Annotated in this window: 23 protein-coding genes; 5 read left to right on the top strand and 18 right to left on the bottom strand. The window is 73.9% G+C overall.

All coding sequences use genetic code 11. The features are described 5' to 3' along the window. Window positions 1–10 precede the first annotated feature (10 nt). The 5 genes from AC07A4_RS22775 to AC07A4_RS22795 form a co-directional block, all read right to left on the bottom strand. Entirely contained in the window at window positions 11–871 is an 861-nt protein-coding gene (locus AC07A4_RS22775; RefSeq protein ID WP_478601510.1) for an Fpg/Nei family DNA glycosylase, read from the bottom strand. 24 nt (window positions 872–895) lie between these two features. Next, complete coding sequence (locus AC07A4_RS22780; protein ID WP_478601512.1) at window positions 896–3,004, bottom strand: SpoIIE family protein phosphatase; 2,109 nt, start codon at window positions 3,002–3,004, stop codon at window positions 896–898. 73 nt (window positions 3,005–3,077) lie between these two features. Then, window positions 3,078–4,280: a DUF6777 domain-containing protein gene (locus AC07A4_RS22785; RefSeq protein ID WP_478601514.1), complete on the bottom strand. Its 1,203-nt coding sequence runs from the start codon at window positions 4,278–4,280 to the stop codon at window positions 3,078–3,080. Window positions 4,281–4,363: 83 nt separating this feature from the next. Then, entirely contained in the window at window positions 4,364–5,233 is an 870-nt protein-coding gene (locus AC07A4_RS22790; RefSeq protein WP_478601516.1) for an ABC transporter permease, read from the bottom strand. Beyond that, window positions 5,230–6,180, bottom strand: a complete 951-nt coding sequence (locus AC07A4_RS22795) for an ABC transporter ATP-binding protein (protein WP_478601518.1) — start codon at window positions 6,178–6,180, stop codon at window positions 5,230–5,232. Before AC07A4_RS22795 ends, AC07A4_RS22790 begins: the two co-directional genes overlap by 4 nt. A gap of 135 nt (window positions 6,181–6,315) precedes the next feature. Here AC07A4_RS22795 and AC07A4_RS22800 point away from each other — a divergent pair, with 135 nt between their 5' ends. Genes AC07A4_RS22800 through AC07A4_RS22810 form a run of 3 tightly spaced genes read left to right on the top strand, consistent with a single transcriptional unit; the run spans window position 6,316 to window position 9,669 of the window. Next, window positions 6,316–7,521 carry a sensor histidine kinase gene (locus AC07A4_RS22800; protein WP_478601520.1) on the top strand — a complete coding sequence of 402 codons (1,206 nt, stop codon included), beginning with the start codon at window positions 6,316–6,318 and terminating at the stop codon, window positions 7,519–7,521. Beyond that, window positions 7,518–8,180 (top strand): response regulator, encoded by a 663-nt coding sequence (locus tag AC07A4_RS22805; RefSeq protein WP_478601522.1) that lies wholly within the window; start codon window positions 7,518–7,520, stop codon window positions 8,178–8,180. The genes AC07A4_RS22800 and AC07A4_RS22805 overlap by 4 nt, the downstream gene beginning before the upstream one ends. A gap of 46 nt (window positions 8,181–8,226) precedes the next feature. Further along, window positions 8,227–9,669 carry a lipase maturation factor family protein gene (locus tag AC07A4_RS22810; protein WP_478601524.1) on the top strand — a complete coding sequence of 481 codons (1,443 nt, stop codon included), beginning with the start codon at window positions 8,227–8,229 and terminating at the stop codon, window positions 9,667–9,669. Between the two features lie 27 nt (window positions 9,670–9,696). On the opposite strand, the gene AC07A4_RS22815 is transcribed toward AC07A4_RS22810, so the two are convergent. From AC07A4_RS22815 to AC07A4_RS22855, 9 genes are all read right to left on the bottom strand, one after another. After that, window positions 9,697–10,059 (bottom strand): DUF805 domain-containing protein, encoded by a 363-nt coding sequence (locus AC07A4_RS22815; protein ID WP_478601526.1) that lies wholly within the window; start codon window positions 10,057–10,059, stop codon window positions 9,697–9,699. A 183-nt stretch (window positions 10,060–10,242) separates the two neighbouring features. Continuing rightward, complete coding sequence (locus AC07A4_RS22820; protein WP_478601528.1) at window positions 10,243–11,103, bottom strand: amidohydrolase family protein; 861 nt, start codon at window positions 11,101–11,103, stop codon at window positions 10,243–10,245. Then, window positions 11,100–11,414 carry an L-rhamnose mutarotase gene (locus AC07A4_RS22825; RefSeq protein WP_478601530.1) on the bottom strand — a complete coding sequence of 105 codons (315 nt, stop codon included), beginning with the start codon at window positions 11,412–11,414 and terminating at the stop codon, window positions 11,100–11,102. The genes AC07A4_RS22820 and AC07A4_RS22825 overlap by 4 nt, the downstream gene beginning before the upstream one ends. Further along, the gene (locus AC07A4_RS22830; protein WP_478601532.1) at window positions 11,411–12,421 is read right to left on the bottom strand and encodes an aldo/keto reductase; all 1,011 of its coding nucleotides are present in this window, start codon (window positions 12,419–12,421) and stop codon (window positions 11,411–11,413) included. Before AC07A4_RS22830 ends, AC07A4_RS22825 begins: the two co-directional genes overlap by 4 nt. Next, window positions 12,418–13,173, bottom strand: coding sequence for an SDR family NAD(P)-dependent oxidoreductase (locus tag AC07A4_RS22835; RefSeq protein ID WP_478601534.1), 756 nt, complete (start codon window positions 13,171–13,173; stop codon window positions 12,418–12,420). The genes AC07A4_RS22830 and AC07A4_RS22835 overlap by 4 nt, the downstream gene beginning before the upstream one ends. Next, window positions 13,170–14,519: an enolase C-terminal domain-like protein gene (locus tag AC07A4_RS22840; protein ID WP_478601536.1), complete on the bottom strand. Its 1,350-nt coding sequence runs from the start codon at window positions 14,517–14,519 to the stop codon at window positions 13,170–13,172. Before AC07A4_RS22840 ends, AC07A4_RS22835 begins: the two co-directional genes overlap by 4 nt. Before the next feature lie 40 nt (window positions 14,520–14,559). Beyond that, on the bottom strand, window positions 14,560–15,465 hold the full coding sequence (locus tag AC07A4_RS22845; protein ID WP_478601709.1) for an ABC transporter permease: 906 nt from the start codon (window positions 15,463–15,465) through the stop codon (window positions 14,560–14,562). A gap of 109 nt (window positions 15,466–15,574) precedes the next feature. Next, window positions 15,575–17,170 (bottom strand): sugar ABC transporter ATP-binding protein, encoded by a 1,596-nt coding sequence (locus AC07A4_RS22850; RefSeq protein WP_478601538.1) that lies wholly within the window; start codon window positions 17,168–17,170, stop codon window positions 15,575–15,577. Continuing rightward, entirely contained in the window at window positions 17,167–18,258 is a 1,092-nt protein-coding gene (locus AC07A4_RS22855; RefSeq protein WP_478601540.1) for a sugar ABC transporter substrate-binding protein, read from the bottom strand. Before AC07A4_RS22855 ends, AC07A4_RS22850 begins: the two co-directional genes overlap by 4 nt. A gap of 273 nt (window positions 18,259–18,531) precedes the next feature. Here AC07A4_RS22855 and AC07A4_RS22860 point away from each other — a divergent pair, with 273 nt between their 5' ends. Then, window positions 18,532–19,239, top strand: a complete 708-nt coding sequence (locus AC07A4_RS22860) for a FadR/GntR family transcriptional regulator (protein ID WP_478601542.1) — start codon at window positions 18,532–18,534, stop codon at window positions 19,237–19,239. Between the two features lie 15 nt (window positions 19,240–19,254). On the opposite strand, the gene AC07A4_RS22865 is transcribed toward AC07A4_RS22860, so the two are convergent. Continuing rightward, window positions 19,255–19,740, bottom strand: coding sequence for a MarR family winged helix-turn-helix transcriptional regulator (locus tag AC07A4_RS22865; protein ID WP_478601545.1), 486 nt, complete (start codon window positions 19,738–19,740; stop codon window positions 19,255–19,257). A 97-nt stretch (window positions 19,741–19,837) separates the two neighbouring features. On the opposite strand from AC07A4_RS22865, the gene AC07A4_RS22870 reads away from it, so the two are divergent. Further along, window positions 19,838–20,680: an alpha/beta fold hydrolase gene (locus tag AC07A4_RS22870; protein ID WP_478601547.1), complete on the top strand. Its 843-nt coding sequence runs from the start codon at window positions 19,838–19,840 to the stop codon at window positions 20,678–20,680. 11 nt (window positions 20,681–20,691) lie between these two features. Here AC07A4_RS22870 and AC07A4_RS22875 read toward each other — a convergent pair whose 3' ends face one another. From AC07A4_RS22875 to AC07A4_RS22885, 3 genes are all read right to left on the bottom strand, one after another. Further along, window positions 20,692–21,744: a hypothetical protein gene (locus tag AC07A4_RS22875; protein WP_478601549.1), complete on the bottom strand. Its 1,053-nt coding sequence runs from the start codon at window positions 21,742–21,744 to the stop codon at window positions 20,692–20,694. 53 nt (window positions 21,745–21,797) lie between these two features. Then, window positions 21,798–22,835, bottom strand: a complete 1,038-nt coding sequence (locus AC07A4_RS22880; protein WP_478601551.1) for a hypothetical protein — start codon at window positions 22,833–22,835, stop codon at window positions 21,798–21,800. 161 nt (window positions 22,836–22,996) lie between these two features. Then, window positions 22,997–26,017 (bottom strand): alpha-mannosidase, encoded by a 3,021-nt coding sequence (locus AC07A4_RS22885; protein ID WP_478601553.1) that lies wholly within the window; start codon window positions 26,015–26,017, stop codon window positions 22,997–22,999. Window positions 26,018–26,065 lie beyond the last annotated feature (48 nt).

A 26,065-nucleotide genomic window follows, 5' to 3' on the forward strand; every position in this document is an offset into this window, starting at 1 on the left:
CCCGGCGCGGCTACTTCAGGAGCCGCGACATGCGGCGGTCGGCCAGCGGCTTGCCGCCCGTCTGGCACGTCGGGCAGTACTGGAGCGAGGAGTCCGCGAAGGAGACCTCGCGGATGGTGTCGCCGCACACCGGGCAGGGCTCGCCGGTGCGGCCGTGGACGCGCAGGCCCGACTTCTTCTCCGACTTCAGGCGGGCGGCGGCCAGGCCGTGGGAGCGGGCCACGGCGTCGGTGAGCGTCGCCTTCAAGGCGGTGTACAGGCGCGCGGTCTCCTCGGGGCCGAGGCGGTCGGCGCGCGCGTAGGGCGACATGCGGGCGGCGTGCAGGATCTCGTCGCTGTAGGCGTTGCCGATGCCCGCGATGAGGCTCTGGTCACGCAACGCGCCCTTGATCCGGCGCCGTTCGCCCGCGAGCAGCTCCGCGAGGCGCTCCTCGGTGAAGTCGGCGGCGAGCGGGTCGGGGCCCAGGCGGGCGATGCCGGGCAGCGCCGCGGGCGCGTCCGTCACGTACACCGCGAGGCTCTTCTTCGTGCCCGCCTCCGTCAGGTCGAAGCCCGCGCCGGTCTCCAGGGCCACGCGCAGCGCCAGCGGGCCCTTGCCGGGGCGGGGCGCGCCGCTCGGCAGCGGGTCCCGCCACTGGAGCCAGCCCGCGCGGGCCAGGTGCGTGACCAGGTGCAGCCCGTCGGCGTCGACGGCGAGGAACTTGCCGTGCCGGGCGACCCCGGTGACCGCGCGCCCTTCAAGGGCCGTCACCGGCGGGTCGTACGTCTTCAGGACGCTCACCGCGAGGGGCAGCACGCGCACGATCTCGTGGCCCACCAGCTCCGCGTCCAGGAACTCCCGCAGCGCCTCGACCTCCGGCAGTTCGGGCATCGGTCACCTCCTGGCCGCTCGGCCCTACGCCTCGTCCCGCGCGGGCACCACGAACTCGCACCACACGCACTTGCCGCTGCCGCGCGAGTCCACGCCCCACACGTCCGCGAGCCGGTCCACGAGCAGCAGGCCGCGCCCGGAGACCCCGTCGTCGGAGGCCTCGCGCAGGCGCGGCAGGGCGCTGGAGGCGTCCTCGACGTCGACGCGCAGCCGCCGGTCGGCGCCGCTCAGGACGCGCAGGGTGACGATGGCGGGCCCGTCGGTGTGCATGAGGGCGTTGGTGATCAGCTCGTCGGCGGCGAGTTCGATCTCGTCGGCGCGGCCGCGTGCCCCCCAGGCGCGCACGGCCGCGCGGATCATGTGCCGGGCGTCGTAGAGCCCGTCGGGGTCGTTGGGGGCGACGTGCTGCTGGAGCCGTCCGCCGGAGCGGGGGGCGTCCATGACGAGGCGGCGCAGCAGGAGCAGCGCGGCGTCGTCCTCGCCGCGGGCGCCCTCGACGCTGCCGCACAGCAGGTCGGCGAGGTGCTCCAGGTCGCGGGGGCCGCCGCAGACGAGCTCGGCCAGGGCCCGGGTGCCGTCGTCGAGGTCGGCGCCCGGCTCCTCGACGAGGCCGTCGGTGAACAGGATCAGGGTCTGTCCCGGGTCGAGTTCGACGGTCGTGACGGGGTAGTCGAGCCGCCCGAACTCGGCGGAGAGGCCCAGCGGCAGACCACCGGCGACGGGCACCCGGCGGCAGGTGCCGTCGGTGAGCTGGAGCAGCGGGTCGATGTGCCCGGCGCGCACCAGCTGGACCACGCCGGTGGACAGGTCGGCCTCGGCGTACAGGCACGTGGCGAAGCGTTCCGTGTCCAGTTCGTGGAGGAAGCCGGAGGCGCGGGCCATGACGGTGGCCGGCGTGTGGCCCTCGGCGGCGTACGCGCGCAGCACGATGCGCAGCTGCCCCATGACGGCGGCGGCGTGTGTGTCGTGGCCCTGGACGTCGCCGATGACGGCGCCGACGCGGCCGCCGGGCAGCGGGATCACGTCGTACCAGTCGCCGCCGACGTCGCGGCCGAGCGCGGCGCTGCGGTAGCGCACGGCGATGTCGGCGCCGGGCACGCCGGGGATGGTGCGCGGCAGCATCGCCTGCTGGAGGCCCTTGGCGAGGTCCTTCTCCTGCTCGTACAGCATGGCGCGCTGGAGGCTCTGCGCGATGCTGCTGCCGAGCGCCACGATGACGTTGCGCTCCTCCTCGGTGAAGCCGGTGCGGTCCTGGTAGAGAAGGCCGAGGGCGCCGATGGGCCGGGCCTGCGCGATCAGCGGCAGATACGCGGCGGCGGTGATGCCGAGGTGCTCGATGTGCGGCCACAGGATCGGGTACGCGGTGGCGAACTCCCGCGGCGACTCGATGAAGCGGGGGGTGAGGGTGCGCACGGTCTCGCTCATCGGGTAGGGCTCCTCGACGCGGGTGACGCGGGTGCCGGGCACGTAGCTGCCGACGGGGCCCTCGGCGACCAGGCGGATCCGCCCGGACTCGACCAGGCCCATCACGATGTTCGACGCGCCCAGGTTGGCCAGGCCGTGGGTGTCCTTGAGGACGTCGATGACGTCGGCGACGGTGCGGGCGTGGGCGAGGGCCGCCGTGGTGTTGCGCACGATGCTGGTGCGGCGGCGCCGGTCGGCCTCCGCCTCGACGCGCTCGCGGTGGGCGGTGCTGTCGCTCAGCTCCCGGGTGGCGTCGCGCACGATGCCGACGATGCGCTGGGGGCGCCCGGTGGCGTCGCGCAGGATGTGGCCCTGGGTGTGGGTCCAGCGCAGGGTGCCGTCGCGGCGGCGGACGCGGAAGTAGGCGCCGTAGGAGACGCTGCCGTCCTTCATGGCCAGGGACACCTGGGCGTCGAGGCGCTGGGCCTCGCCGGGCGGGACCCGGTCGGCGAGGCTCGCGGGCCGGTTGTCGAATTCGTCGGGCCGCAGGTCGAACAGGGCGAGCGCCTCGGCGTCCATGAGCAGGACCGAGGTGCTCAGGTCCCAGTCGAAGCCGCCCATGCCGAGGGCGGGGCCGAACTGGTCGAGGAAGCAGTTGGCCACAGCGGCTGCGGAGCCGCAGCGGCAGCGCCGCAGCGCCGCCTCGACACCGTCTGTGCCCGCGTCCATGGGCCCACGCTAGGCGCACCCGGGGACAGCCGCATGTGGACGGTGTCGTCCCTGGTGGGAGCGCATGGCGGGGTCAGCCGGCGAAGGAGCCGGGGTCGGTGGAGTCAGCGGGGAACAGACCGCTGTCGGGCAGCCCGGGGGTGTCCGGGAGGGTGTCGGGGCCAGTGTCCTCGCCCTCGGTCTCGCCGGAGGGCGGCTGCGGCACCACGTCCGTGCCGTCTGGCGGAGGCACCGTGTCCGCGTCGCCGGTGGCGGGCGAGGGGCAGCCGGGCGGGAGCGGGGAGGGGGTGGCGTCGTCGGGGGGCGCGACGCCCGGGGTCGGGGTGGGGCAGTCCGTCACGAGCGGGGACGTGCCGCCCTCGCTCGGGGTGTCGCCGGGCGTGTCCGTGCCGTCGGGCTCGTCGCTGCCGTCGGGCGACGTGGAGTCGGCCGGGCCGCTCGGGTCGGTCGAGTCCGACGGGTCGGTGGGGTCGGTGGGGGTCGGCTCCGGCGGCGGCACGGGGCGGTCGTCGGTGGCGTCCTCGTCGCCGGTCTTCCGCTCGATCCAGGTGTTGTTGACGATGTTGATGATCGTGATGTGGGTGATGGGGCGGGGCGCCGGGGTCACCACGATGACCTGGGCGGGCCGGTAGCCCTGCCAGGGCCGCCCCTGGTGGCGCGCGGCCTCGCGGAAGGCGACCGGCGGCTTCAGCGGGTTGCCGCAGGCGCAGCGCACCCGGGGCAGGCCCCGGTCGTCGACGAGGACGGCGGTGCCCGTCTGGAGCACGGACTGGAAGGACGTGGCGTGCCCGTCGCGGTAGCCGTGGTTGGTGACGCGGGTGTCGGCGCGCAGCACCACGGGGGTGAGCCCGCGCAGATACGCCGAGACGCCGCCCTGGGCGATGCCCGCGGCCTCGGCGAAGGCCAGGCCCTTGGCGCGGTCGCCGGTCAGATAGCGGATCTGGCGGCCCACGTCGCAGCTGCTGAGCTGGTGGGTGCCGCCGTACAGGCCGGGCGTGCCGCCCGCGAAGGAGCGCAGGCCCTGATCGGTGGGGGTGGCGGAGCCGGTGCCCTCCGGCTGCGGCGAACGGGTGACGGGCGGGGGGCTCGCGGCGGCCCTGGCGGTCGATTCGGTGAAGGGGTCGGGGCCCTGGGCGGCGACGGGCTGGAGGAACAGCTCCTTGCCGTCCGCGGCCGTGGCGCGGGTGTCCCCGACGTCGTCTCCGGAGCAGCCGGAGGCCGCCAGGGCCGCGGCTATCGCGAAGGCCGTGGCATAGGTGCGGATCGTGGGGCCCACGGGTCTCTCCCGCCTGTCGCCGGGCAGTTCGCCCCCATTGTCCGATCCGCTGCCCGGCGTCCCGCAAGCGGAGCGGGCGCCGCTCACTGGTCCCTGCGCCGCACCCCCGCCACCGTGATCAGGGCCGCGGCCAGGGCCCACGCCGCGTACACCGTCCAGGCGCCGCCCGTCGACCACGGGTAGGGGCTCTGGAACGTGTCGGGCTGGGTCAGGCGGTGCCAGGCCTCGTACGGCATCGTGTGCGCGACCACCGCCGACCAGTGGCGTTCGGAGCTGAAGACCACCGGCAGGATGATCAGGGTGACGACGGCCAGGACGATCGTCGTGCCCGTGTGCCGTACGAGCGTGCCGATCGCCATGCCGGTGAGCGCGCCCACGGGCAGCAGCAGCGCGGAGGCCGCGAGGACGCGGGCCGCGCCGGGGTGGTCGAAGGGCACGCCGAGGTCGCGCCCGGACAGGATCGCCTGGGTGGCGGCGAAGGAGGCCACCGCGATCAGCGCGCCGAGTGCGGTCATGACGGCGGCGACGACGGCGGCCTTGGCCGCCATCACCGCCCCGCGCGCCGGGACGGCGGCGAACGTCACGCGGATGAGCCCGGTGGCGTACTCGCCGGTCACGGTGGTGGCGCCGAGGGCCCCTGCGGCGAGTACCAGGAGGGTGGCGGCGTTTCCGGTGAAGGCCTCCTGCAGCGCGATCCCGTCGCGGACGAAGTCGGCCCGGCTCGCCGCGTCCCGGGACGTCCAGTAGCGGTAGGTGTCGTAGGCCGTACCGGCGTTGAAGCCGACGACGGCGAGGAAGACGACCGCGTACGCCCACGGGGTGGAGCGCAGCGACCACAGCTTGAGCCACTCGGCGGCCAGCAGGTCGCGGAAGCGGGCGCGGGGCTCGGCGGGCGCGTCGGCGGCCGCGGCACGGGACGACGGGGTCGGGGGCGCGGTCAGGGGTGTGGTCATCGGGTCTCTCCGGTACGGGGACGGGGCGCGCCCGTGCGGGCGGGGGGCGCGCTCGTGAGGAATTCGGCGCTGTCGGCGGTCAGTTGCATGAAGGCGTCCTCCAGGGACGCCTGGCGGGCCACCAGTTCGTGCAGGGGCAGGGCGTGCTGGCAGGCCAGGTCGCCGATCCGGGCGGTGTCGAGGCCGGTCACGGTCAGGCCCCGGCCGTCCTCGGCCACCGTCGCGCCCGCGGCCCTCAGCACCCGGGCCAGGTCCCGCGCGCGAGGCGTGCGTACATGGACACCCCCGCCCGTGCCGCGGGCCGCGAACTCCGCGAGGCTCTCGGCCGCGATGAGGCGGCCGCGGCCGATGACGACCAGGTCGTCGGCGGTGTGCTCCATCTCCGACATCAGATGGCTGGAGACGAACACGGTGCGCCCCTCGTCGGCCAGGCGCCGGAACAGGCCGCGCACCCACAGCACCCCTTCCGGGTCGAGGCCGTTGAGCGGCTCGTCGAAGAGGAGCACCGGCGGGTCGCCGAGCAGCGCGGCGGCGATCCCCAGGCGCTGCTTCATGCCCAGCGAGAAGCCGCCGACGCGGCGCCGGGCCGCGTCGCCGAGGCCGACGTCGGTGAGGACCTCTTCGACGCGGCGGCGCGGAATCCGGTGGGAGCGGGCGAGCACCGCCAGGTGCGCGGCGGCGGTGCGGCCCCCGTGCACGTCCCCGGCGTCGAGCAGCGCGCCCACGTGGCGCAGGCCGCGCGGCCGGTCGCGAAAGCGGCGGCCCTCGACGGTGACGGTGCCCGCGGTCGGGTCGTTCAGGCCGAGGATCATGCGCAGCGTGGTGGACTTGCCCGCGCCGTTGGGCCCGAGGAACCCGGTGACGCGGCCCGGCCGGACGGTGAAGGTCAGCGCGTCGACGGCCGTGGTGGCGCCGTACCGCTTCGTCAGTTCCCTGGTTTCGATCACGGGTCCCACGCTGCCGTGGGCCGGGCGCGTCCGGCATCGGACCGGAGCAGACACTTGCCGGCGCGCCGGTGTCGACCAGGGGTGTACACCCCTGGTCCGATGACCGCTGTCGATCATCTGGCTACGATGCCGGGCATGTCCGCGACACCGGCTCCACCCCTGCTCAAGCGTCTGTCCCCCGGCGCCTGGACGACCCTGGCGTGGTGCGCGGGCACGGCGCTCACGTTCCTGATCCGGTTCCGCCTTCCCGGCGAGTCGGAGCCCTCGGTGATACGGGGAGTCCTCTTCCTGCGCTGGGACGGCCTGCTCGTGCTCGCCGTCGCCACCGCCGTCACCGTGCGCGGCGCCACCCTGCTGGCCCGTCGCCCGCTGGCGGGGCTCACCCTGCTGCTCCTCGGCTCCGTCCTCGGCGCGAACCCCCTGAGCGTGGCCGAGATACCGCTCCAGCAGTTCCTCGCGGTCGACGCCGCGCTGTACTTCGTCGCGGCGGCGCGGCGCGGGCGCACCCGGCTCGTCGCCCTCGGCATGGCCCTCGGCACCCTGGCCGGGTACCTCGCCTTCCGGCTCCTGAGCGGCTGGACCGTCGGCACCTCCGCCGAGCTGACCGTCGCGCTCACCGCCGTCATCGCCTGGCTGCTCGGCCGGGCGGCGCACGAGGCCCGCGCGCACGCCGAGCAGGTGCGCGTCCAGGCGGCCGCGCGGGCGGTCACCGACGAGCGGCTGCGGATCGCGCGCGAGCTGCACGACGCGGTCGCGCACACCATCGGCATCGTCGCCCTCCAGGCCGGGGCCGCGCGCCGCGTCATCGACACCCGCCCCGAGCTGGCCCGCGAGGCCCTCGGCGCGGTGGAGACCGCGAGCCGCGACACGCTGGCGGGCCTGCGCCGGATGCTCGGCGCGCTGCGCCAGGCCGAGCCGGGCAAGGAAGCCGGGGCGGCGCCGCTCGACCCGGCTCTCGGCCTCGCGGACGTCAACCGGCTCGCCGCGCGCACGACGGCCGCCGGGGTCCGCGTCGACGTGCGCTGGCTGGGCACGCCCCGGCCGCTGCCGCCTGAGGTCGACGTGTCCGCGTACCGGATCATCCAGGAGGCCGTCACCAACGTGGTGCGGCACGCGGGCACCGCGTCCTGCCGGGTGACCGTGGAACGGCGCGCCAAGGAACTCACACTTGAGGTCGTCGACGACGGGAAGGGCGCGGGCGCGGTGGACGGCGAGGGCTACGGGCTGCTCGGCATGCGGGAGCGGGTGAGCCTGCTGCACGGCGAGTTCTCGGCGCGCCCGTGCCCCGGCGGCGGCTTCCGGGTCGCGGCCCGCCTGCCCGTTCCCGCGGGTGCGCGATGACGGTCCGGGTGCTGCTCGCCGACGACCAGCCGCTGGTGCGCACGGCCCTGAGCATGGTCATGGCCGAGGCCGGGGATCTGGAGGTCGTCGGCGAGGCCGGGGACGGCGAGGAGGCGGTGCGGCTCGCCGGGGAACTGGCGCCGGACGTCGTCGTGATGGACATCCGCATGCCCGGCACGGACGGCATCGAGGCCACCGCGCGGATCACGGCGTCGGGCTCGGCGACCCGGGTCGTGGTCCTGACGACGTTCGATGACGACGACTACGTGTACGGGGCGCTGCGCGCGGGCGCCTCCGGGTTCCTCGTCAAGGACATGGCCCTGGACGACATCCTGGGCGCGGTCCGCGTCGTCGCCGCCGGGGACGGGCTGATCGCACCGAGCGTCACCGGCCGCCTCATCAAGGAGTTCGCCGAGCGCCCGGCCGCCGTGCCCGAGCCGGAGCCGCCGCGGATCGAGGGCATCACCGACCGGGAGCGCGAGGTCCTCGCCCTGGTCGGCGGCGGCCTGTCCAACACCGAGATCGCCGAGCGCCTGTGCCTCAGCGTCGCCACCGCGAAGACGTACGTGACCCGGCTGCTCGCCAAGCTCGGCGCCCGCGACCGGGTGCAGCTGGTGATCATCGCGTACGAGACGGGGCTCGTGGCGCGGTCGCGGTGACGTGAGCCGACGGGACCGATGGCTCACTCAGCGTCACAATGGGGGCGTGGAGTGGTTCACGGCGGACGGCTACTGGCTGAGCCGCCTGGTCTTCCAGCGCGTCCTCGCCGCGGTGTATCTCCTCGCCTTCCTCGGCGCCGCGCTGCAGTTCCGCGCGCTCATCGGGGAGCGCGGCATGCTGCCGGTGCCCCGGTACGTGGCGCGGGTGCCGTTCCGGCGGGCGCCGAGCCTGTTCCACCTCGCCTACTCGGACCGGCTCTTCGCGGGCTGCGCCTGGACGGGCTGCGCGGTGTCGGCGGCGCTGCTCGCGGGCGCGGACGGGTGGCTGCCGCTGGGGGCGGCGATGGCGCTGTGGCTGGTGCCGTGGGTGCTGTACCAGTCCATCGTGAACGTGGGGCAGACCTGGTACGCCTTCGGCTGGGAGTCGCTGCTCCTGGAGGTCGGCTTCCTCGCCGTGTTCCTGGCGGGCGACGACGTCGGGCCGCCGGTGCTCGTGCTCCTGCTGCTGCGCTGGGTGCTGTTCCGCGTGGAGTTCGGCGCGGGTCTTATCAAGATGCGCGGGGACGCCTGCTGGCGCAAGCTGACCTGTCTGTACTTCCACCACGAGACGCAGCCGATGCCGGGCCCCCTGAGCTGGTTCTTCCACCGCCTGCCGCGCCCGCTGCACCGGGTGGAGACGGCGGCCAACCACGTCACCCAACTCGCCGTGCCCTTCCTCCTTTTCACCCCGCAGCCGGTGGCGACGGGCGCGGCGTGCCTGATGGCCGTCACCCAGCTGTGGCTGGTGCTCTCCGGCAACTTCGCCTGGCTGAACTGGCTGACGATCGCGCTCGCCCTGTCGGCCGTCGACTTCCGCCTCTTCCTCGGCGACGCGGCGCGGCCGCCACCGGGCCTCGCCGCGCCCCCGCTCTGGTACGAGGTCCTGGTGTGCGCCGTCACCGCGCTAGTCCTCGGCCTCAGTCACCGCCCGGTGCGCAACATGCTGTCGCGGCGGCAGGTCATGAACACCTCCTTCGACCCGCTGCACCTGGTCAACACCTACGGCGCGTTCGGCAGCGTCAGCCGCGTCCGCCAGGAGGTGGTGATCGAGGGCACGGCGGACCCCCGGCCGCGTCCTGACTCCGAGTGGCGCGCGTACGGCTTCAAGGGCAAGCCGGGCGACCCGCGCCGCTGGCCACGCCAGTTCGCCCCGTACCATCTGCGGCTCGACTGGCTGATGTGGTTCGCCGGGCTCTCCCCCGCCTACGCGCGCTCCTGGTTCGGACCGCTGGTGGAGCGGCTCCTGGAGGGCGACCGGGACACCCTGCGGCTGCTGCGCCACTGCCCCTTCCCGGACCGCCCGCCGCGATATGTGCGGGCGCGCGTGTACCGCTACCGCTACACGACGTGGCGGGAGCTGCGCGCGAGCGGCGCGTGCTGGGAGCGCGACTACGTACGGGAGTTCCTGCCGCCGACGCGGCTCGGGGCGGGTGCCGCGCGGGAGCCCTGAAGGGCCCCGGGCGGCACGGCGGCCGCCTCACCAGGCCGTCGTCGGAGCGGCTTCCTTGGGGTTCGGGCCGTAGGTGTTGGCCGGTGCGCTGTCCTGGGCGAACATCACGATCAGGGCGATCCAGCCGATCACCGGCACCAGGAACAGCAGCAGCCACTTGGCCGTGCGGCTGGTGTCGTGCAGGCGCCGGGCGCCGACGGCGATGCCCGGCACGAGCACCGCGAGGCTGTAGATCCCCTGGAGGATGAAGCCGGTGCCGATCGCCAGGTCGATGAGCGCGAGCGCGATCCCGATGACCCCGCTGATCAGCGAGAACATCCAGTACTCCGCGCGTCGCGCGCGCCCGTCGAAGTCGGCGTACTTCCTGAGCACGTCCACGTACCAGTGCATCGCGTCCCCCTTTGTCCCGCTGTACCGCGCTGGGCGCGGTCCTCACGAGACCGCGCCGAGAAGGCGAAGGTAGGGCTTCGGGCGGTCCCGGTCAGCGGTGCGTTCCGCTCAGCGGAACGGATTCCCGCGGCGGTCCCGCCTCGACAACGTAGGGCTGTACGTCTCCGGCGCCAACCCCTGCTGTCAGCCCGGCTCGGGGAGTCCGTAGACGCGTCGCGCGGTGCCCGCGAACACCGCGTCGCGCTCGGCCGCGGCGAGGTCCGCCGTCAGCGCCCGTGCCGCGTCGACGACGTCGCCGTAGGAGGCGGCCAGTGTGCACACCGGCCAGTCCGAGCCGAACATCAGCCGCTCGGGGCCGAAGGCGTCAAGGACGGTCCGCGCGTACGGCCGCAGCCCGGCCACCGTCCAGGACTCCCAGTCCGCTTCGGTGACGAGGCCGGAGAGCTTGCACACGGTGTTCGGCAGCGCGGCGAGGACCCGCACGGACGACGCCCAGGGTTCGAGGCCGCCGGAGGCGACGGGCGGCTTGCCCAGGTGGTCGAGCACGAAGGTGAGGTGCGGCAGCCGCGCGGCCGCCTCGGCGCACACCGGCAGCTGGTGGGGGCGGACCACGAGGTCGTAGACGAGGCCCGCGTCCGCCACGGCGGCCAAGCCCCGGCGCACGTCCGCGCGCAGCAGCCACCCCGGGTCGGGTTCGGACTGCACCTGGTGGCGGATGCCCACCAGGTGCTGCCCGCCCGGCCCTGCGGCGAGCGCAGCGAGGGCGTCGGCGACGTCGGGCCGGGTCAGGTCGGTCCAGCCGACGACCCCGGCGACCAGGTCGCTGGCGGCGGCCAGGGCCAGGAACTCCGGGGTATCCGCGGCCTCGGTGACGGTCTGGACGAGGACGGTGGCACCGACGCCCGCGGCACGGGCGTGCGGCGCGAGGTCGCCGAGGGTGAAGGTCCGCCGCAGCGGCGCGAGGGCGGGCCCGGTGATCCAGTCCTGGTCGCGCACCGCGAGGTCCCACACGTGGTGGTGGGCGTCGACGAGGGCCGCGCTCATGGCAGTTCCCAGACGACGGGCAAGGCCGCTCGGGCGCCGTCGGCGGAGTAGTCGTGGGCGTCGTCGAGCAGCTCGGCCATGCGGGCCTGCCAGGCGACGTTCACGGGCAGGTGCTCCAGTTCCGCGAGGAGCCTGGCGTAGTCGTCGCACTCCACGACGTGGAACAGGTCGGTTCGGCTGCGCCAGATCGTCCACGACGTGGCGCCCGCCGCGCGGATCGCGGCGGTGAGCGCGGGCGGGACCTCGCGGTGGGCGGCCTCATAGGCGTCGATCCGGTCGGCGCGGACCGTGGTGCGCAGGGCGACTCTCACGACGGCTCCTCTCCCGGTACGGGCACGTGCGGCGGCAGCAGCCCTTCGGCCCGCGCCTGTGTCCAGAAGTCGGCGGGGACGGGCGTCGCGAACGCCTCGGCCGCGTCGTCGACCTGACCGGGCGCGCGGACGCCGACGAGAACGCTCGCGACGGCCGGGTGCCCGAAGGGGAAGGCGAGGGCGGCGGCCCGCAGCGTGGTGCCGTGCCGGGCGGCGAGCGCCTTCAAGGAGCGGGCCCGGCCGAGGAGTTCGACGGGGGCCCGCCGGTAGTCGTAGCGGGCCCCGTCCTTGGGGTCGGCGAGCAGGCCGGAGTTGAACACGCCGCCGATGACGACCGACACGCCGCGCTCGTGGGCGGCGGGAAGGAGCGCGGGCAGCGCCTGGTGGTCGAGGAGGGTGTAGCGGCCCGCACACAGCACGGCGTCCACGTCGGTGTCGCGGACGAAGCGCGTCAGCATCGCGGCCTGGTTCATGCCCGCGCCGATCGCGCCGACGACGCCCTCGGCGCGCAGCCGCTCCAGGGCCGGATAGCCCTCGCGGAAGGCCTGTTCGCCGTGGTCGTCCGGGTCGTGGAGGTAGACGACGTCGACGCGGTCGAGGCCGAGCCGCGCCAGGCTGGACTCCAGGCAGCGGCGCACCCCGTCCGCGCTGAAGTCCCAGACGCGGCGGTGCGCGGCGGGCACGGCGAAGCCGCCGTCGGCGAGGTCGTCGCCCGCGGCCGCTCCCGTGACCGGCTCCAGGAGCCTGCCGACCTTCGTGGAGATCGTGTACGCGTCGCGGGGGCGCCCGCGCAGGGCGGCGCCGACGCGGCGCTCGGACAGGCCGAGGCCGTAGTGCGGGGCCGTGTCGAAGTGGCGGATGCCCGCGTCCCAGGCCGCGTCGAGGGCGCGCGCGGCGTCCTGGTCGCCGACCGGGGCGTAGAGGTTGCCGATGCCCGCGCCGCCGAAGGACAGCGCGCTCACCGTGACCTCGCCGTGCCCGATGCGGCGGGTGCCGATGCCGCTCACCGGGTGGCTCCCGGGCGCGGGCGCAGGCCCTGCATGCCGCCGTCGACGGCCAGGGCGGTGCCGGTAGTGGCGCCGGACAGGGGGCTCGCCAAGTAGGCGATGGCGCCCGCCACTTCGGCGGCGCTCACCAGGCGCCCTGTGGGCTGGCGCGCTTCGAGGGCGGCCCGTTCGGCGGCCGGGTCCGCGGCGGCGTCCAGGAGGCGGCCGACCCAGGGGGTGTCGACGGTGCCCGGGTTGACGCAGTTGACGCGGATGCCCTCGCGGACGTGGTCGGCGGCCATGGCGAGGGTCAGGGAGAGGACCGCGCCCTTCGACGCCGCGTACAGCGCGCGGCGCGGCAGGCCCGCCGTGGCCGCGATGGAGCAGGTGTTGACGATCGCCGCGCGGTCTGAGCGGCGCAGGTGGGGCAGGGCGGCGCGGGTGGTGCGCACGATGCCGAGGACGTTGACGTCGAGGACGGTGTGCCACTGGGCGTCGTCGTTGTCCTCGACGGTGCCCTGGGCGCCGATGCCCGCGTTGTTGACGAGCACGTCCAGGCCGCCGAGGTCGGCGGCGGCCGCCGCGACGGCGGCCCGTACGGCCGTGTCGTCGGTGACGTCGGCGGTGTACGCGCGCAGGGGCCCGGGGCCGTCCGGGGCGCGGTCGAGGACGGCGACGCGGGCGCCGCGCGCGGCGAGCAGGTCGGCGGTGGCCCGGCCGATGCCGGAGGCGCCGCCGGTGACCAGCGCGCTGAGTCCCTCGAAGTCCGTCATGCGGCGGCTCCTTTCCGCTGGGCGCGGTCGGCGGCCCAGAACGTGCCGTCGGGGTGGGTGAACCGGGCGATGGACTCGGCCCGCATCGTCGCCGAGAAGCCCGGGGCGGTCGGGGCCAGATAGTGCCCCGCGCGCAGCCGCACGGGGTCCACGAAGTGTTCGTGGAGGTGGTCGACGTACTCGATGACGCGGTTCTCGGTGGTGCCGGACAGGGCCACGTAGTCGAACATCGACAGGTGCTGGACGAGTTCGCACAGGCCGACGCCGCCCGCGTGCGGGCACACCGGGACGCCGAAGCGGGCGGCGAGCAGCAGGATGGCGAGGTTCTCGTTGACGCCGCCGACGCGGGCGGCGTCGATCTGCAGGACGTCGATGGCTCCGGCCTGGAGCAGCTGTTTGAACACGATGCGGTTCTGGACGTGTTCGCCGGTGGCCACCTTCACGGGGGCGACGGCCTCGCGGATCGCGGCGTGCGCGAGGACGTCGTCGGGGCTGGTGGGCTCCTCCACCCAGTACGGGTCGAACTCGGCGAGGGCGCGCGTCCACCGGATGGCCTCGTCGAGGTTCCAGCGCTGGTTGGCGTCGACGGCCAGGCGGACGTGGGGGCCGATGGCGGCGCGGGCGGCGCGGCAGCGGCGGACGTCGTCGGCGAGGTCGGCGCCGACCTTCAGCTTGATCTGGGTGAAGCCGTCGGCGACGGCCTGGCGGGCGAGGCGGGTGAGCTTCTCGTCGCTGTAGCCGAGCCAGCCGGGTGAGGTGGTGTAGCCGGGGTAGCCGTGCGCGCGCAGCTGGGCCTCGCGGGCGCCCGCGCCCGCGCGTCCGGAGCGCAGCAGGGCGAGCGCGTCGTCGGGGGTCATGGCGTCGGCGATGTAGCGGAAGTCGACCTGGGAGACGAGCCAGGCGGGGTCGGCGTCGGCGAGCAGCTTCCACAGCGGCCGCCGGGCGCGCTTGGCGGCCAGGTCCCAGACGGCGTTGACGACGGCGCCGGTCGCCATGTGCATCACGCCCTTCTCGGGGCCGAGCCAGCGCAGCTGGCTGTCGCCGACGAGGTCGCGGTGGAGGCTGCCGGGGTCGGCGCACAGGGCCTCGACGGAGCGGCCGACGACGTGGTGGCGCAGCGCGTCGACGGCGGCGACCTGCACGTCGTTGCCGCGTCCTATGGTGAAGGCGAAGCCGTGCCCTTCGAGGCCCGCGCCGCCGTCCTCGGCGTCGGTGCGCAGGACCACGTAGGCAGCCGAGTAGTCGGGGTCGGGGTTCATCGCGTCGGACCCGTCGAGCTCCCGGGAGGTCGGGAACCGTATGTCGTAGGTGTCGACCGCCGTGACGCGGCCGGGAGTCGGGGACACAGGGTGCCTTTCCGGCAGGGAACGAAGGGGGGCGGCGGCCTCAGTCCTGGGCGCGGCCCGTGGTGACGCGCGCGATCATCAGGGCGACGAGGATGATCCCGCCGTAGATGGCCTGGATCCAGAAGGACGGCACCTGGGCGAGCGTGAGCAGGTTCTGGACGACGCCGAGCAGCAGCACGCCGGTGAGCGCCCCGGCCATGGTGCCCTTGCCTCCGTCGAGGCCGATGCCGCCGATGACGGCGGCGGCGAACACCGTGAAGATCATGTTCTGGCCCTGGTTGGCGTTGATGGCGCCGACGTAGCCGGTCTGCATCAGGCCGCCGAGGGCCGCGAGCGTCCCGGCGACGACGAACACGCCGAGCATGACGCGGTCGACGCGGATGCCCGCGGCGCGGGCCGCGTCCGGGTTGCCGCCGATCGCGTACAGGGCGCGGCCGACGCGGTGGTACTTGAGCACGAGCCCGGCGGCGCCGAACGCGGCCGCCGCGATCCACACCGACATCGGCACTGTCAGGAACGTGGTGGTGGCGAGGGTGAAGAAGGACTCGGGCATGCCGAAGAGCGTCTTGCCCTCGGTGGCGCCGACGAGGACGCCGCGCAGGACGATGAGCATGGCGAGCGTGACGATGAAGGCGTTGAGCCGCAGCTTCACCACGAGGACGCCGTTGAAGCCGCCGATGACCGCGCCGACCAGGAGGATCGCGAGCAGCCCGACGGGCGCGGGCAGTTCGGTGCCGAATCCGGCCTCGGCCGCGGGCAGCACGAGCAGCGCGCCGACGGCGGGCGCGATGCCGACGACCGACTCCAGGGAGAGGTCGAACTTGCCGGTGATGAGGACGAGCGACTCGGCGAGGACGACCATCGCGAGGGCCGCGGACGCGCCGAGGACCGAGATGAGGTTCCGCTCGGTGAGGAACGAGTCGTTGACGAACGCGCCGAACACCATGAGCAGCAACAGCGCGGGAAGCAGGGCCAGTTCGCGGGCGCGCCGCAGCAGGGCCGCTCGGGCCTGCCGGCGGGCGGGGGCCCTGGGGGCGGCGGGCGGGGGCGCCTCGTCAGCCGTGTGGGTCACGGGTGTGCGGGGCGTGGGCGTGCGGGTCACGGGGGTGTCGGGCACGGGTGTGTCGGGCATGGGCGACTCCTTCGATGGAGGCGATCAGCTCGTGGTCGTGCCAGCCCGCGGGGTGCTCGGCGACGATCCGGCCGTGGAAGAGGACGAGGACGCGGTCGCAGCGCCGGAGGTCGTCGAGTTCGTCGGAGACGACGAGGACGGCGGTGCCGTCGTCGCGGGCCTGGTCGACGCGGGCCAGGAGGGACTCCTTGGACTTCACGTCGACGCCCGCCGTGGGGTTGATCAGGACCAGCAGGCGCGGTTCGCTGGCCAGCGCCCTGGCCATGACGACCTTCTGCGCGTTGCCGCCGGAGAGGTCGGACACGGGCTGGTCGGGGCCCTCGGCGTGGATGTCGAGCCGCTCGATGAGCCGGGCGGCGAAGCGGCGCTTGCGGTCGGTGGAGACGAAGCCGCCGCGGCCGATCCGGTCCAGGACGCCGAGGGTGGCGTTGTCGCCGATCGACAGGGAGAAGACCAGGCCCTGGCCGTGCCGGTCGCGCGGGACGCAGCCGACTCCGGCGCGCAGGGCGGCGGGCACGTCCCCGAACGGCAGGGGGACGCCGTCGAGGGTGGCGCCGCCGCCGGTCGGGGTGTGCAGACCGGCGAAGGACTCCGCGAGGTTGATCTTGCCGCTGCCGCTGGACCCGGCGAGCCCGACGACCTCGCCGCGCCGCACGCGCAGGTCGATGTCCGTGTACGAGGAACTGCTCAGGCCCCGCGCGTCGAGCAGGACGGGGGCGTCCGCGGGTACCTCGGTCCTGGCGTGGGCCCGGCTCTCGGTGAGCGTCTCGCCCGCCATGGCCTCCACGAGGGCGGCGCGCGGCAGGTCGGCGACGGGCGCGGTGGTGATCCAGCGGGCGTCGCGCAGCACGGTGACGGTCTGGCAGACCTCGTACACCTCCTGCAGGTGGTGCGAGATGAACAGGAAGGTGACGCCCGCGTCCTGGAGGGCGCGCATGCGGGCGAAGAGGCGCTCGATCTCGCGGTTGTCGAGCTGGGCGGTCGGTTCGTCGAGGACGATGAACCGGGCGCCGAAGCTCAGCGCGCGGGCGATCTCGACCATCTGGCGGTCCTCGACCTTGAGCTCCGCGGTGCGCGCTTCGGGGTCGACGCGCACGTCCCAGGTGTCAAGGACCCCGGCGGCCTCGGCCCGCAGCCTGCGCCAGCTGATGAGGCCGCCGCGGCCCTGGGGCTGCCGGTTGATGAACAGGTTCTCGGCGACGGTCAGTTCGGGGACGACGGTGGGCTTCTGGTACACGCAGGCGACCTTGCGGCGCCAGGCGTCGCGGTCGGCGAGCGGTGGCGCGCTCTCGCCGTCGAAGGCGAGGGTGCCCGCGTCCGGGGCCTGTAGTCCGGTGAGCAGGGAGACGAGGGTGGACTTGCCCGCGCCGTTGCGGCCGACGAGGGCGTGGGACTCGCCGGTGTGGACGGCGATGCGGCCGTCTTGGAGGGCCACGGTGGCTCCGTATCGCTTGACGATGCCGCGCGCCTCGGCGAGCGGCGGGCGCGGTGCGCTCTGGGGGCTCGTCGGGGTGCTCATCGGACCGCGTTGCCCCACAGCTCGGCGTCGTCGACGTTCTTCTTCGTGACGAGCGGGGCGGGCAGCTGGTCCTCCAGGTTGCCGCTCGGCAGCTTCACGATGGTGGAGCCGTGGTCGGTGGGACCGGGCTTGAACGTCTTCCCGTTCATGGCGGCCTTGATGTAGTGCATGCCGTACTTGGCGTAGGCGTCGGCGGGCTGGGAGACGGTGGCGTCGATCTGACCCTCGCGGATGGCGTCGAACTCCTGCGGGATGCCGTCGTTGGAGACGACCGTGATGTGGCCCTTCTCGCCGGTCTTGTGCAGCATCCCCTTGGACTTCAGCGTCTGCAGGGTGGGCGCGAGGTAGACCCCGCCCGCCTGGAGGTAGACGCCCTTGATGTCGGGGTGGGAGGTGAGCAGGGTGTCGAGCTTGGCGGCCGCGGTGTCCGACTCCCACTTGGCGGGGATCTCCAGGACCTTCAGGCGGGGATACTTGTCCTTGACGCAGCGGCGGAAGGCCTGGGAGCGGTCGCGGCCGTTGACGGACGCCAGGTCGCCCATGATCTGCACGACCTTGCCGCTGGGGACCTTCTTGCCCAGGTAGTCGCAGGCCTTGTGGCCGTAGGCGACGTTGTCGGCACGGACGACCATCGCGACCTTGCCCTTCTCCGGGGCGACGTCCACGGCGACCACGGGCACGCCCTTGCGTTCGGCCTGGTCGAGCCCGGCGGAGACGGCGGCGCTGTCCAGCGGGGCGACGACGAGGCCCTTGACGCCCTGGTTGAGCTGGTTGTTGATGTCGGTGATCTGCTGCGAGGGGTCGCTGTTGGAGTTGACGGTCTTCAGCGCCTCGACGTCCTCGGACTTCGCCATCTTCGGGACGTAGTCGTTGTACGACTGCCAGAACGGCGAGGTCAGCAGCGGCAGGATCACGCCCACCTTGCCCTCTCCCCCGCCGCCCGCTCCGCCGGTGTCCTTGGTGCTGCCGCAGGCACAGAGGACGAGGGCGGCGCAGGCCGCCGCCGCGGCGAGGCGGACCGCCCGGCTGCGGCAGGTGCTGCTGGAGTGGTTCCTGTTGGGGTGGTTCCGCACTGTGCTGCCGACCATCTGACGGCTCCTCATCGACCGGTATCGGGCGGGGCGAGCGGTGTCGAGCGGTGTCGAGCGGTGTCGAGTGGGGGGGGGGCGCGGGGGGGGCGCGGAGGCGAGCGGGGGCGAGCGGTTCCTGGCCGCGTCGTCGTGCGGCGGCTGGGCGAATATTTATCAGACCACTTCCCGCCCACAACACCCCTCGTCGCCAAGTTTTCCCGTATTCAAGCCGTAGTGGTCGGACCACCCGGCTGGCTAAACTGCGGCACCCGGCAAGTGAAGGAGCGTCATATGAACCAGGCCCCGCAGAGCGCCGTGCCCGCGCAGAAGGGCACCGTGACGCAGCGGGCCATCGAGCAGATCAAGGCGATGATCGCGGAGCGGCTCCTGGAGCCGGGCCAGCGCCTGCCCACGGAGCGGGACCTCGCGGCGCAGCTGGGCATCTCGCGCAGCTCCATGCGCGAGGCCATCCGGGCCCTGACCGTCCTCGGCGTCCTTCAGGCGCGGCACGGTTCGGGCATCTACGTCACGCAGTTGGAGGCCGGGGACCTCCTGGAGACGTTCGGCGTCGTCGCCGACCTGTCGCGCGGGCCGCGCCTCCTGGAGCTCCTTGAGGTCCGGCGCGTCCTTGAGTCCACGGCGACGGCGCTCGCGGCCGCCCGCATCACCCCTGAGCAACTGGCCGACGTGGAGGCGCACTTGGCGGCGATGAACGCCACCGACGACCCCGAGGAGATCCTCTCCCACGACCTGGCCTTCCACCGGACGATCGCCCTTGCCGCGGGCAACGACACGATGGCGGCGATCCTGGAGGGCCTGTCGTCACGCACCTTCCGGGCCCGGGTGTGGCGCGGCTACCAGGAGGAGGGCGCCTTCGCACGCACCCGGCGCGAGCACGCCCGCATCCACCGGGCGCTCGTGGCCCGCGACCCGGAGGCGGCACGGGCCGCGGCGGCCGCGCACGTGGGGGAAGTGGAGGCGTGGCTGCGGGGGCGGTAGCGCCCGTCGCGCGGCTCAGTCCACGTCCACGTCGTCGAACACCTCCAGCATCCGCGTCAGGACGTGCACGCAGGCGGCCACGTCGGCCTCGGTGACGTCGGCGCGCATCCGCCGCATCACGGCGTGCTCGCGCGCGATCGTCGCCGCGATCGCCGCCTCGCCTCGCGGGGTGAGCCGGATCAGGGACGACCTGCGGTGGGCGGGGTTCGCGGCGATCTCGACGAAGCCGTCCGCCGCCGCGTCGTTCACCATGCGCTGGACGAACTGACGGCTGAGGGACTGCGCCCGGCCCATCTGCGGGACGGTCATGGGGCCGTTCACGCGCAGCAGGGCGAGGACCCCGCGCACCCCCACGGACAGCCCCTCAAGCGGCTCGGACTGCTCCACCTTGCGCATCACGCGCCGGTACAACGGCCCCACCAGGTCAAACACCTCGGTGAGCCGGTGGGCGAGTTCGTCGGGGCCGAGCGCGGCGTCGGCGGTCATGGACTCTTCGGACATCCCCTCATCATGACACCCAGGTTCTCACTGTGACACCTGAGTACCCATCACGACAACCCAGTTGCCATTCCTCATCAACTTTGACACTTTGGTTGTCATGACTGACGCTTCTGTTGTGTACGAGGCGCGCGGTGACCAGCTGCGCGCGTTCCCCACCCAGGACGGCACGCTCGCCTACCACGACACCGGCGCGGGCGAACCGGTGGTGCTCCTCCACGGCGGTTTCCTCGACCACCGCATGTGGGACGACCAGATCGCGGTGCTCGCCCGGCACCACCGGGTCATCGCCCCGGACGCCCGCGGCCACGGCGCGTCCGCGAACGCGACCGTGCCGTTCCGCCAGACCGACGACCTGGCCGCGCTCCTGCGCCATCTCGACGTCGGCCCCGCGGTGCTCGTCGGGCTCTCGATGGGCGCGGGCATCGCGGTCGACACCGCCCTTGAACACCCGGACCTCGTCAGCGACTTGGTGGTCGTCGGCGCGGGCACCAGCGAGCCCGAGTTCACCGACCCGTGGGTCACCGCCATCCAGGCCGAGTGGGCCAGGGCCACGGCCGCCGGGGACGCCGAGGCGTTCGTCGACGCGACGATGCTGTTCGCGGCGGGCCCGCGCCGCACCCTCGCCGACGTCGACCAGGACGTCGTACGGCGCCTGCGGGAGATGACGGAGCGGACCGTCGCCAAGCACAGCGGCGCCGAGCCCTCGCTGCTCGTCCCCGTCACCGACACCTGGGCCCGCGCCGCCCGGCTCCCCGTCCCCGTCCTGGCCGTCACCGGCGAGCTGGACACGGCCGACAACACCGCCATGGCCGAACGCCTGGCCCACTCCGTGCCCCGGGGCCGCACCGCGTCCGTCGCGGGCACCGCGCACTACCCGAACATGGAACGGCCGGACGTCTTCCACGCGTTGCTGTGGGACTTCCTGACATCAGAGCGCTGACGCGCCGCCGGTCAGCCCGCTCGCCCCGCCGCGTCGTGCAGGTGCGCGACCATCCAGAACTCGGCGACCCGCTCCCCGACCCCCGTCATCACCATGACCAGGTCGGACATGATGTCCGGCAGACAGCCCGGGAGCACGTCCGGCACGACGCGGTCGGCGAGCACACGGAACGCGATGGCCTGGCGGAGGACCAGGTGCGCGGGGCTCTCCCAGGCGGGTTCGAAGTCGTCGCCCTCCTCCTCGTACATCGCGCGGGCCCGCGCGCGGTACGTGTCGGACGCGGCGGTGAGCTCGTCACGCAGCCGCGCCCTCGCGGCGGACGGCATCCCGTCCGCTACGAGGGCCGCGGCGGCCAGCGGGTGGCCGTCTATCTGTGCGTGCGCCAGGGCGAGTTCGAGGGCGTGCCGGCGCATCCGCCCCCGCTGCGCGGGCCCCAGGTCCGCCAGATAGCCCGCGAAGGGCTCCCGCTTCAGCAGCGGCGAGTCCACGAGCGACTGCGGCAGCACGTACTCCGGCACCGGCTCGACCTCCACGACGCGGTGCGGGCCCCGCACCCACGCCGCGTCGAACCGCGCGCCCGTCGCACGCTCGACGGCCACGAGGCTGGAGCCCCACCCCGGGCGGATCCCCAAGGCCAGGCCTTCCAGGAAGGGTTCCCAGGCGCCGGGGCGCGCGCCGAACGCGTCCTCGGGCACCAGCACGTCGAGCGCGGACGAGACGAGTCCGTCCTCGGCCAGGCTGAGCCGGTTCGCCCCGCTGACGTTCCAGAAGGCGCTGGCGGTGCGGCCGAGGCGCGAGAGCGGACGGAGCACCTCCTCACGGCCGCCCTCATGCTGGCTGTTCTCCACGACGACGACCGTCGGGCCCGAGCGGGACACCACGATCGCGCCGCCGTCCTCATCCTCGCGCAGATCCTCAAGCCGCATGGGCCGGGCCCGCCCGGGGTCGCCGCCGAAGAGCCGGATCACGGCGTCCTCGTCAACGCCGCGCACGGCCGTGAACGTGGCCGCCTCGTCCAGCCCCAAGTCGGTGAGGAGGGCGTCGAGTTGTTCGGGTGAGGTCATGTCGGGATTGTCGCCGCCGCCACTGACAACACCGCCTCACCGGGGGCCGGAGCTCACAGACCGACCGTCGCCAGCGCCGGGCGGAAGGCCGTCAGGGCGCCGGGCACCGGCTGTGGCGGGGTCCATGTGCTGGTGGGGTGGCGCCTGCTCCACCAGACGCGCTCGTCGCCGCCCGCGCCCTTCCAGGTCAGGTAGAGGAACTCGGAGTGGACGGCGAGGGCCGGGCCGACGCTGCTGAGGGCGCCGGGAACCGGCTGGGGCGTCGTCCAGGACGTGGAGTTGGCGAAGAGCTGGCTCCACCAGACGCGTTCGTCGCCCCCCGCGCCCTTCCACGCCAGGTACAGGCCGCCCCCGGGCGGCCCCGCGAGCGCGACCCCGGCGCTGCTGAACGCCCCCGGCACCGGCTGCGCGCCCGTCCAGTCGTTGGTGCCGGTGGTGCCGCCCCGGTAGGTGTTCCAGAACACGCGCTCGTCCCCGTCGACGCCCTTCCACGCCATGCGCGGCACGCCATAGGTGCCGATGTGGTCGACCGCGAGGGCGGGCCCGAAGCCGGTGAGGGCGCCGGGGACGACCTGCGCCCCCGACCAGCCGCCGTAGCGGCTGTTCCAGAAGATCCGCTGGTCCCCCGTGACGCCCTTCCACGCCATGAACACCCCCGCGTACGGGGCGAGCGCCGGACCGACGCTGGTGAGGGCGCCCGGCACGGGCTGCGGACCCGACCAGGACGCGCCGTCCCCGTATGACCACCAGACGCGCTCGTCGCCCCCGGCGCCCTTCCACGCCAGGTGCAGCGAGCCGCCGGAGACGCCCGCGAGGGCGACGCCCGCGCTGCCGAACGCGCCGGGCACCGGCTGCGCGCCGGACCAGCCGCCGTCACCGCGCACGCCGTTCCAGAAGATCCGCTGGTCGTCACCGAGCCCACGCCAGGCCATGAACGTGCTGCCGTCGCTCGGGGCCCGCCCGCCGCGGGCCGAGCGCCCGGCCGCGGTCGGCGCCGCGGCCCCCAGGACACCAGCGGCCACCGCGGCCGCCGCACCCGCGCGCAGCACGCCGCGGCGACCCGGTAAGGCGTCTCTCTGCGACTCGTTCATCGTTCTCCCTCGGTCCGTGGAAGCCGTCGCCACGCCCGCGCACGGGAGCACGCGGGCGTGTCGACTATGCCGAGGGGCGCCCGGGAGAGGCCAGCGAAGGTCCGCTGAGCGGAACAGCGGTCTCCTCCGCCTCGGGACGACCACGCGAAGGGACGGCCCCGTCAGCCCCTGCGCACCCGCAGCGTCACCAGCTCGAACGGGCGCAGCGACACGGCGAGGGCGTCCCCGTCGCGCTCGGGCGCCTCGGCTCCGGCCAGGGGCCGCTCCAGCAGGTCCGTCACCTCGACGCCTGCGGCGTCGAAGTCGCACCACAGCCTGGTGCGGGCGCGTCCGCCACGGGCCTCGTGGAAGCGGACGACCACATCGCCGCTGCCGTCGTCGGCGAGCTTGACGGCCGTGATGACCACGGCGTCGTTGTCGGCGGTGACCAGCGGAGCGACCTCCGTGGCCCCTCCGGTGACCCGCCGCTCGGGCAGGTTCACGCGGTAGCCCTCGCGCACCGCGTCCAGGATGTGCGCCCCGGGCACCAGCGCGTGCCGGAAGCGGTGGACGCCCTGGTCGGTCTCGGGGTCGGGGAAGCGCGGCGCGCGAAGCAGCGACGCCCGCACGGTGGTGGTCGTACCCCCGTCGTCCTCCCGCACGGTGCGGGTCACGTCGTGGCCGTACGTCGAGTCGTTGACCAGCGCCACGCCCCACCAGCCGGGCTCGTCCAGGTGCACGAACCGGTGGTTGCACGCCTCGAACTTGGCGGCCTCCCAGCTGGTGTTGGTGTGGGTGGGCCGGTAGAAGTGCCCGAACTGCGTCTCGGAGGCGTACCGCTCGGCGCGCAGGTCGAGCGGGAAGGACAGCTTGAGGAACTTCTCCGTCTCGTGCCAGTCGACCTCGGTGTCGATGTCGAGCCGGTGCTGGCCGGGCGCGAGGGTCAGCACCTGCGTCATCGTGGAGTCGCCGAAGCGGCGCACGACGCGGACGGACGCGCCGTCGCCGGGCGCCACCTCCGCCGCCTCCGTCAGATCCGTGACCGTGTGGCGGTAGAACTCGTCGACGTCCCACGCGTCCCACATGTTCGGGAAGTCGGCGTGCAGCTGCGGCAGGTTCGCGGCCTGCCCCGGCGCGACCGTCTCCCGCTCCACGACGAGGTCGTACGCGGAGACCACCAGGCCGCGCGCGTCGATCTCCACCCGCAGCAGTCCGTTGTCCAGGACGTGGCCGCCGTCCGCGCGGGCGGCGATCGTCGACGTCCCCCGGGGCTCGGGGGCCTTGGCACCGCCCGCGGGCACGCCCTCAAGGGTGTGAGGCGTGGAGTTGAAGAGCAGCGTGCGGGAGCCCTCGCCCGCGAGGGCCCGCTGGGCGGCGTCGATGATCGCGTTGAGATCGTCCGCGAGGGCCGCGTACGTCGCACGGGCCTCGCGGTGCACCCAGGCGATCGACGAGCCGGGCAGGATGTCGTGGAACTGGTGCAGCAGGACCGTCTTCCAGATCCGGTCCAACTCCTCGTACGGATACGGGAATCCGGCCCGGACCGCGGCCGTCGCCGCCCACAGCTCCGCCTCCCGCAGCAGGTGCTCGCTGCGGCGGTTGCCCTGCTTGGTGCCCGCCTGGCTGGTCAGCGTCGCGCGGTGCAGCTCCAGATAGAGCTCGCCCACCCACACCGGCGCGTTCGGATACTCGGCCTCGGCCTTCTCGAAGAACTCCGCCGGACTCTCCCACTGAACGGTCGGCGAGCCCTCCAGGTTCCTCATCCGGCCCGCCTTCGCGATCATCTCGCGGGTGGTGCCGCCGCCCCCGTCGCCCCAGCCGGTGGGCGCGAGCGAGTGCCGGGCGACGCCCTTGTCCTTGAAGTTCCGCGCGGCGTGGGCGATCTCGCTGCCCTTCATGGCGCAGTTGTAGGTGTCGACCGGCGGGAAGTGCGTGAAGATCCGGGTGCCGTCGATGCCCTCCCACTGGAAGGTGTGGTGCGGGAACTTGTTGGTCTGCGACCAGGAGATCTTCTGCGTGAGCAGCCACTTGGACCCGGCGGCCTTGATGATCTGCGGCAACCCGGCGGCGAAGCCGAAGGTGTCCGGCAGCCAGGCCTCGTCGTTCTCGACGCCGAACTCCTCCAGGAAGAACCGCTTGCCGTGCACGAACTGACGGGCCATCGCCTCCGAGCCCGGCATGTTCGTGTCCGCCTCCACCCACATGCCGCCCGTGGGCACGAACCGCCCGTCGGCGACGGCCTTCTTCACCCGCGCCCACACCTCGGGCCGGTGCTCCTTCACCCACGCCCACTGCTGCGCCTGCGACATGGCGAAGACGAAGTCCGGGTCGTCCTCGAGGAGCGCGGTCATGTTGGAGGTGGTACGGGCCACCTTGCGCACCGTCTCGCGCAGCGGCCACAGCCACGCCGAGTCGATGTGCGCGTGGCCGACGGCGCTGACCCGGTGCGCGGAGTCGTGCGCGGGCGCGGCGAGGACCTCCGCCAGGCAGGCGCGGGCCGCGGCGGCCGTGCCGTTCACGTCCTGGAGGTCCACGGCGTCCAGGGCGCGGTCGACCGCGCGCAGGATCTCGTGGCGGCGCCCTCCGTCCTCGGGCAGCTCCGCCATCAGCTCGCCGAGGACCTCCAGGTCCATGACGAGCTGCCACACCGTCTCGTCGAAGACGGCGAGGTCCATGCGCTCCAGTCGGTACTGCGGCTCGCTGCCCGCCGTCTCCTTGTCGCCGAGCTGGGTCGGCAGGAAGGGGTGGTAGTCGAGGATGACGGGGTTGGAGGCGGCCTCCACGCGCAGGTCCACCGTCTCGCCGCCCTCGGCGGGGGCGGCGATCCGCACCCACTGGTTGCGGGGGTTGAGGCCCTTCACGGGGGTGCCGTCGGGGCGGTAGACGAGGCCCTCGCACTGGAAGCCCGGCATGTTCTCGTCGAAGCCGAGGTCGAGGATCGCCTCCACGGTGCGGCCCGCCCAGGCGGCCGGGACCGTGCCCTTCACGTGGAACCAGCTGGTGCCCCAGGGGGCGCCCCAGCGGGCGCCCGCCGCGGTGGGCTCCGGCGTCGCGGCGATGCCTTCCGCCACGGGGACCGGCTCGCCCGGGGCGTTCCAGACGGCCACCTCCAGGGGGATGGACTCCGGGTAGACCGCCGGGCGGATCCGCTCGTCGAGGACGCGCTTGAGCCGGCCTTCTATGAGCTTGCGGTTGTCGTGCATGCGGGATGTCTCCATAGGTCGTCGCAGGTGGGTGGCTGAGGCGGGGGC

This window comes from Streptomyces sp. NPDC043996 (assembly GCF_056435225.1).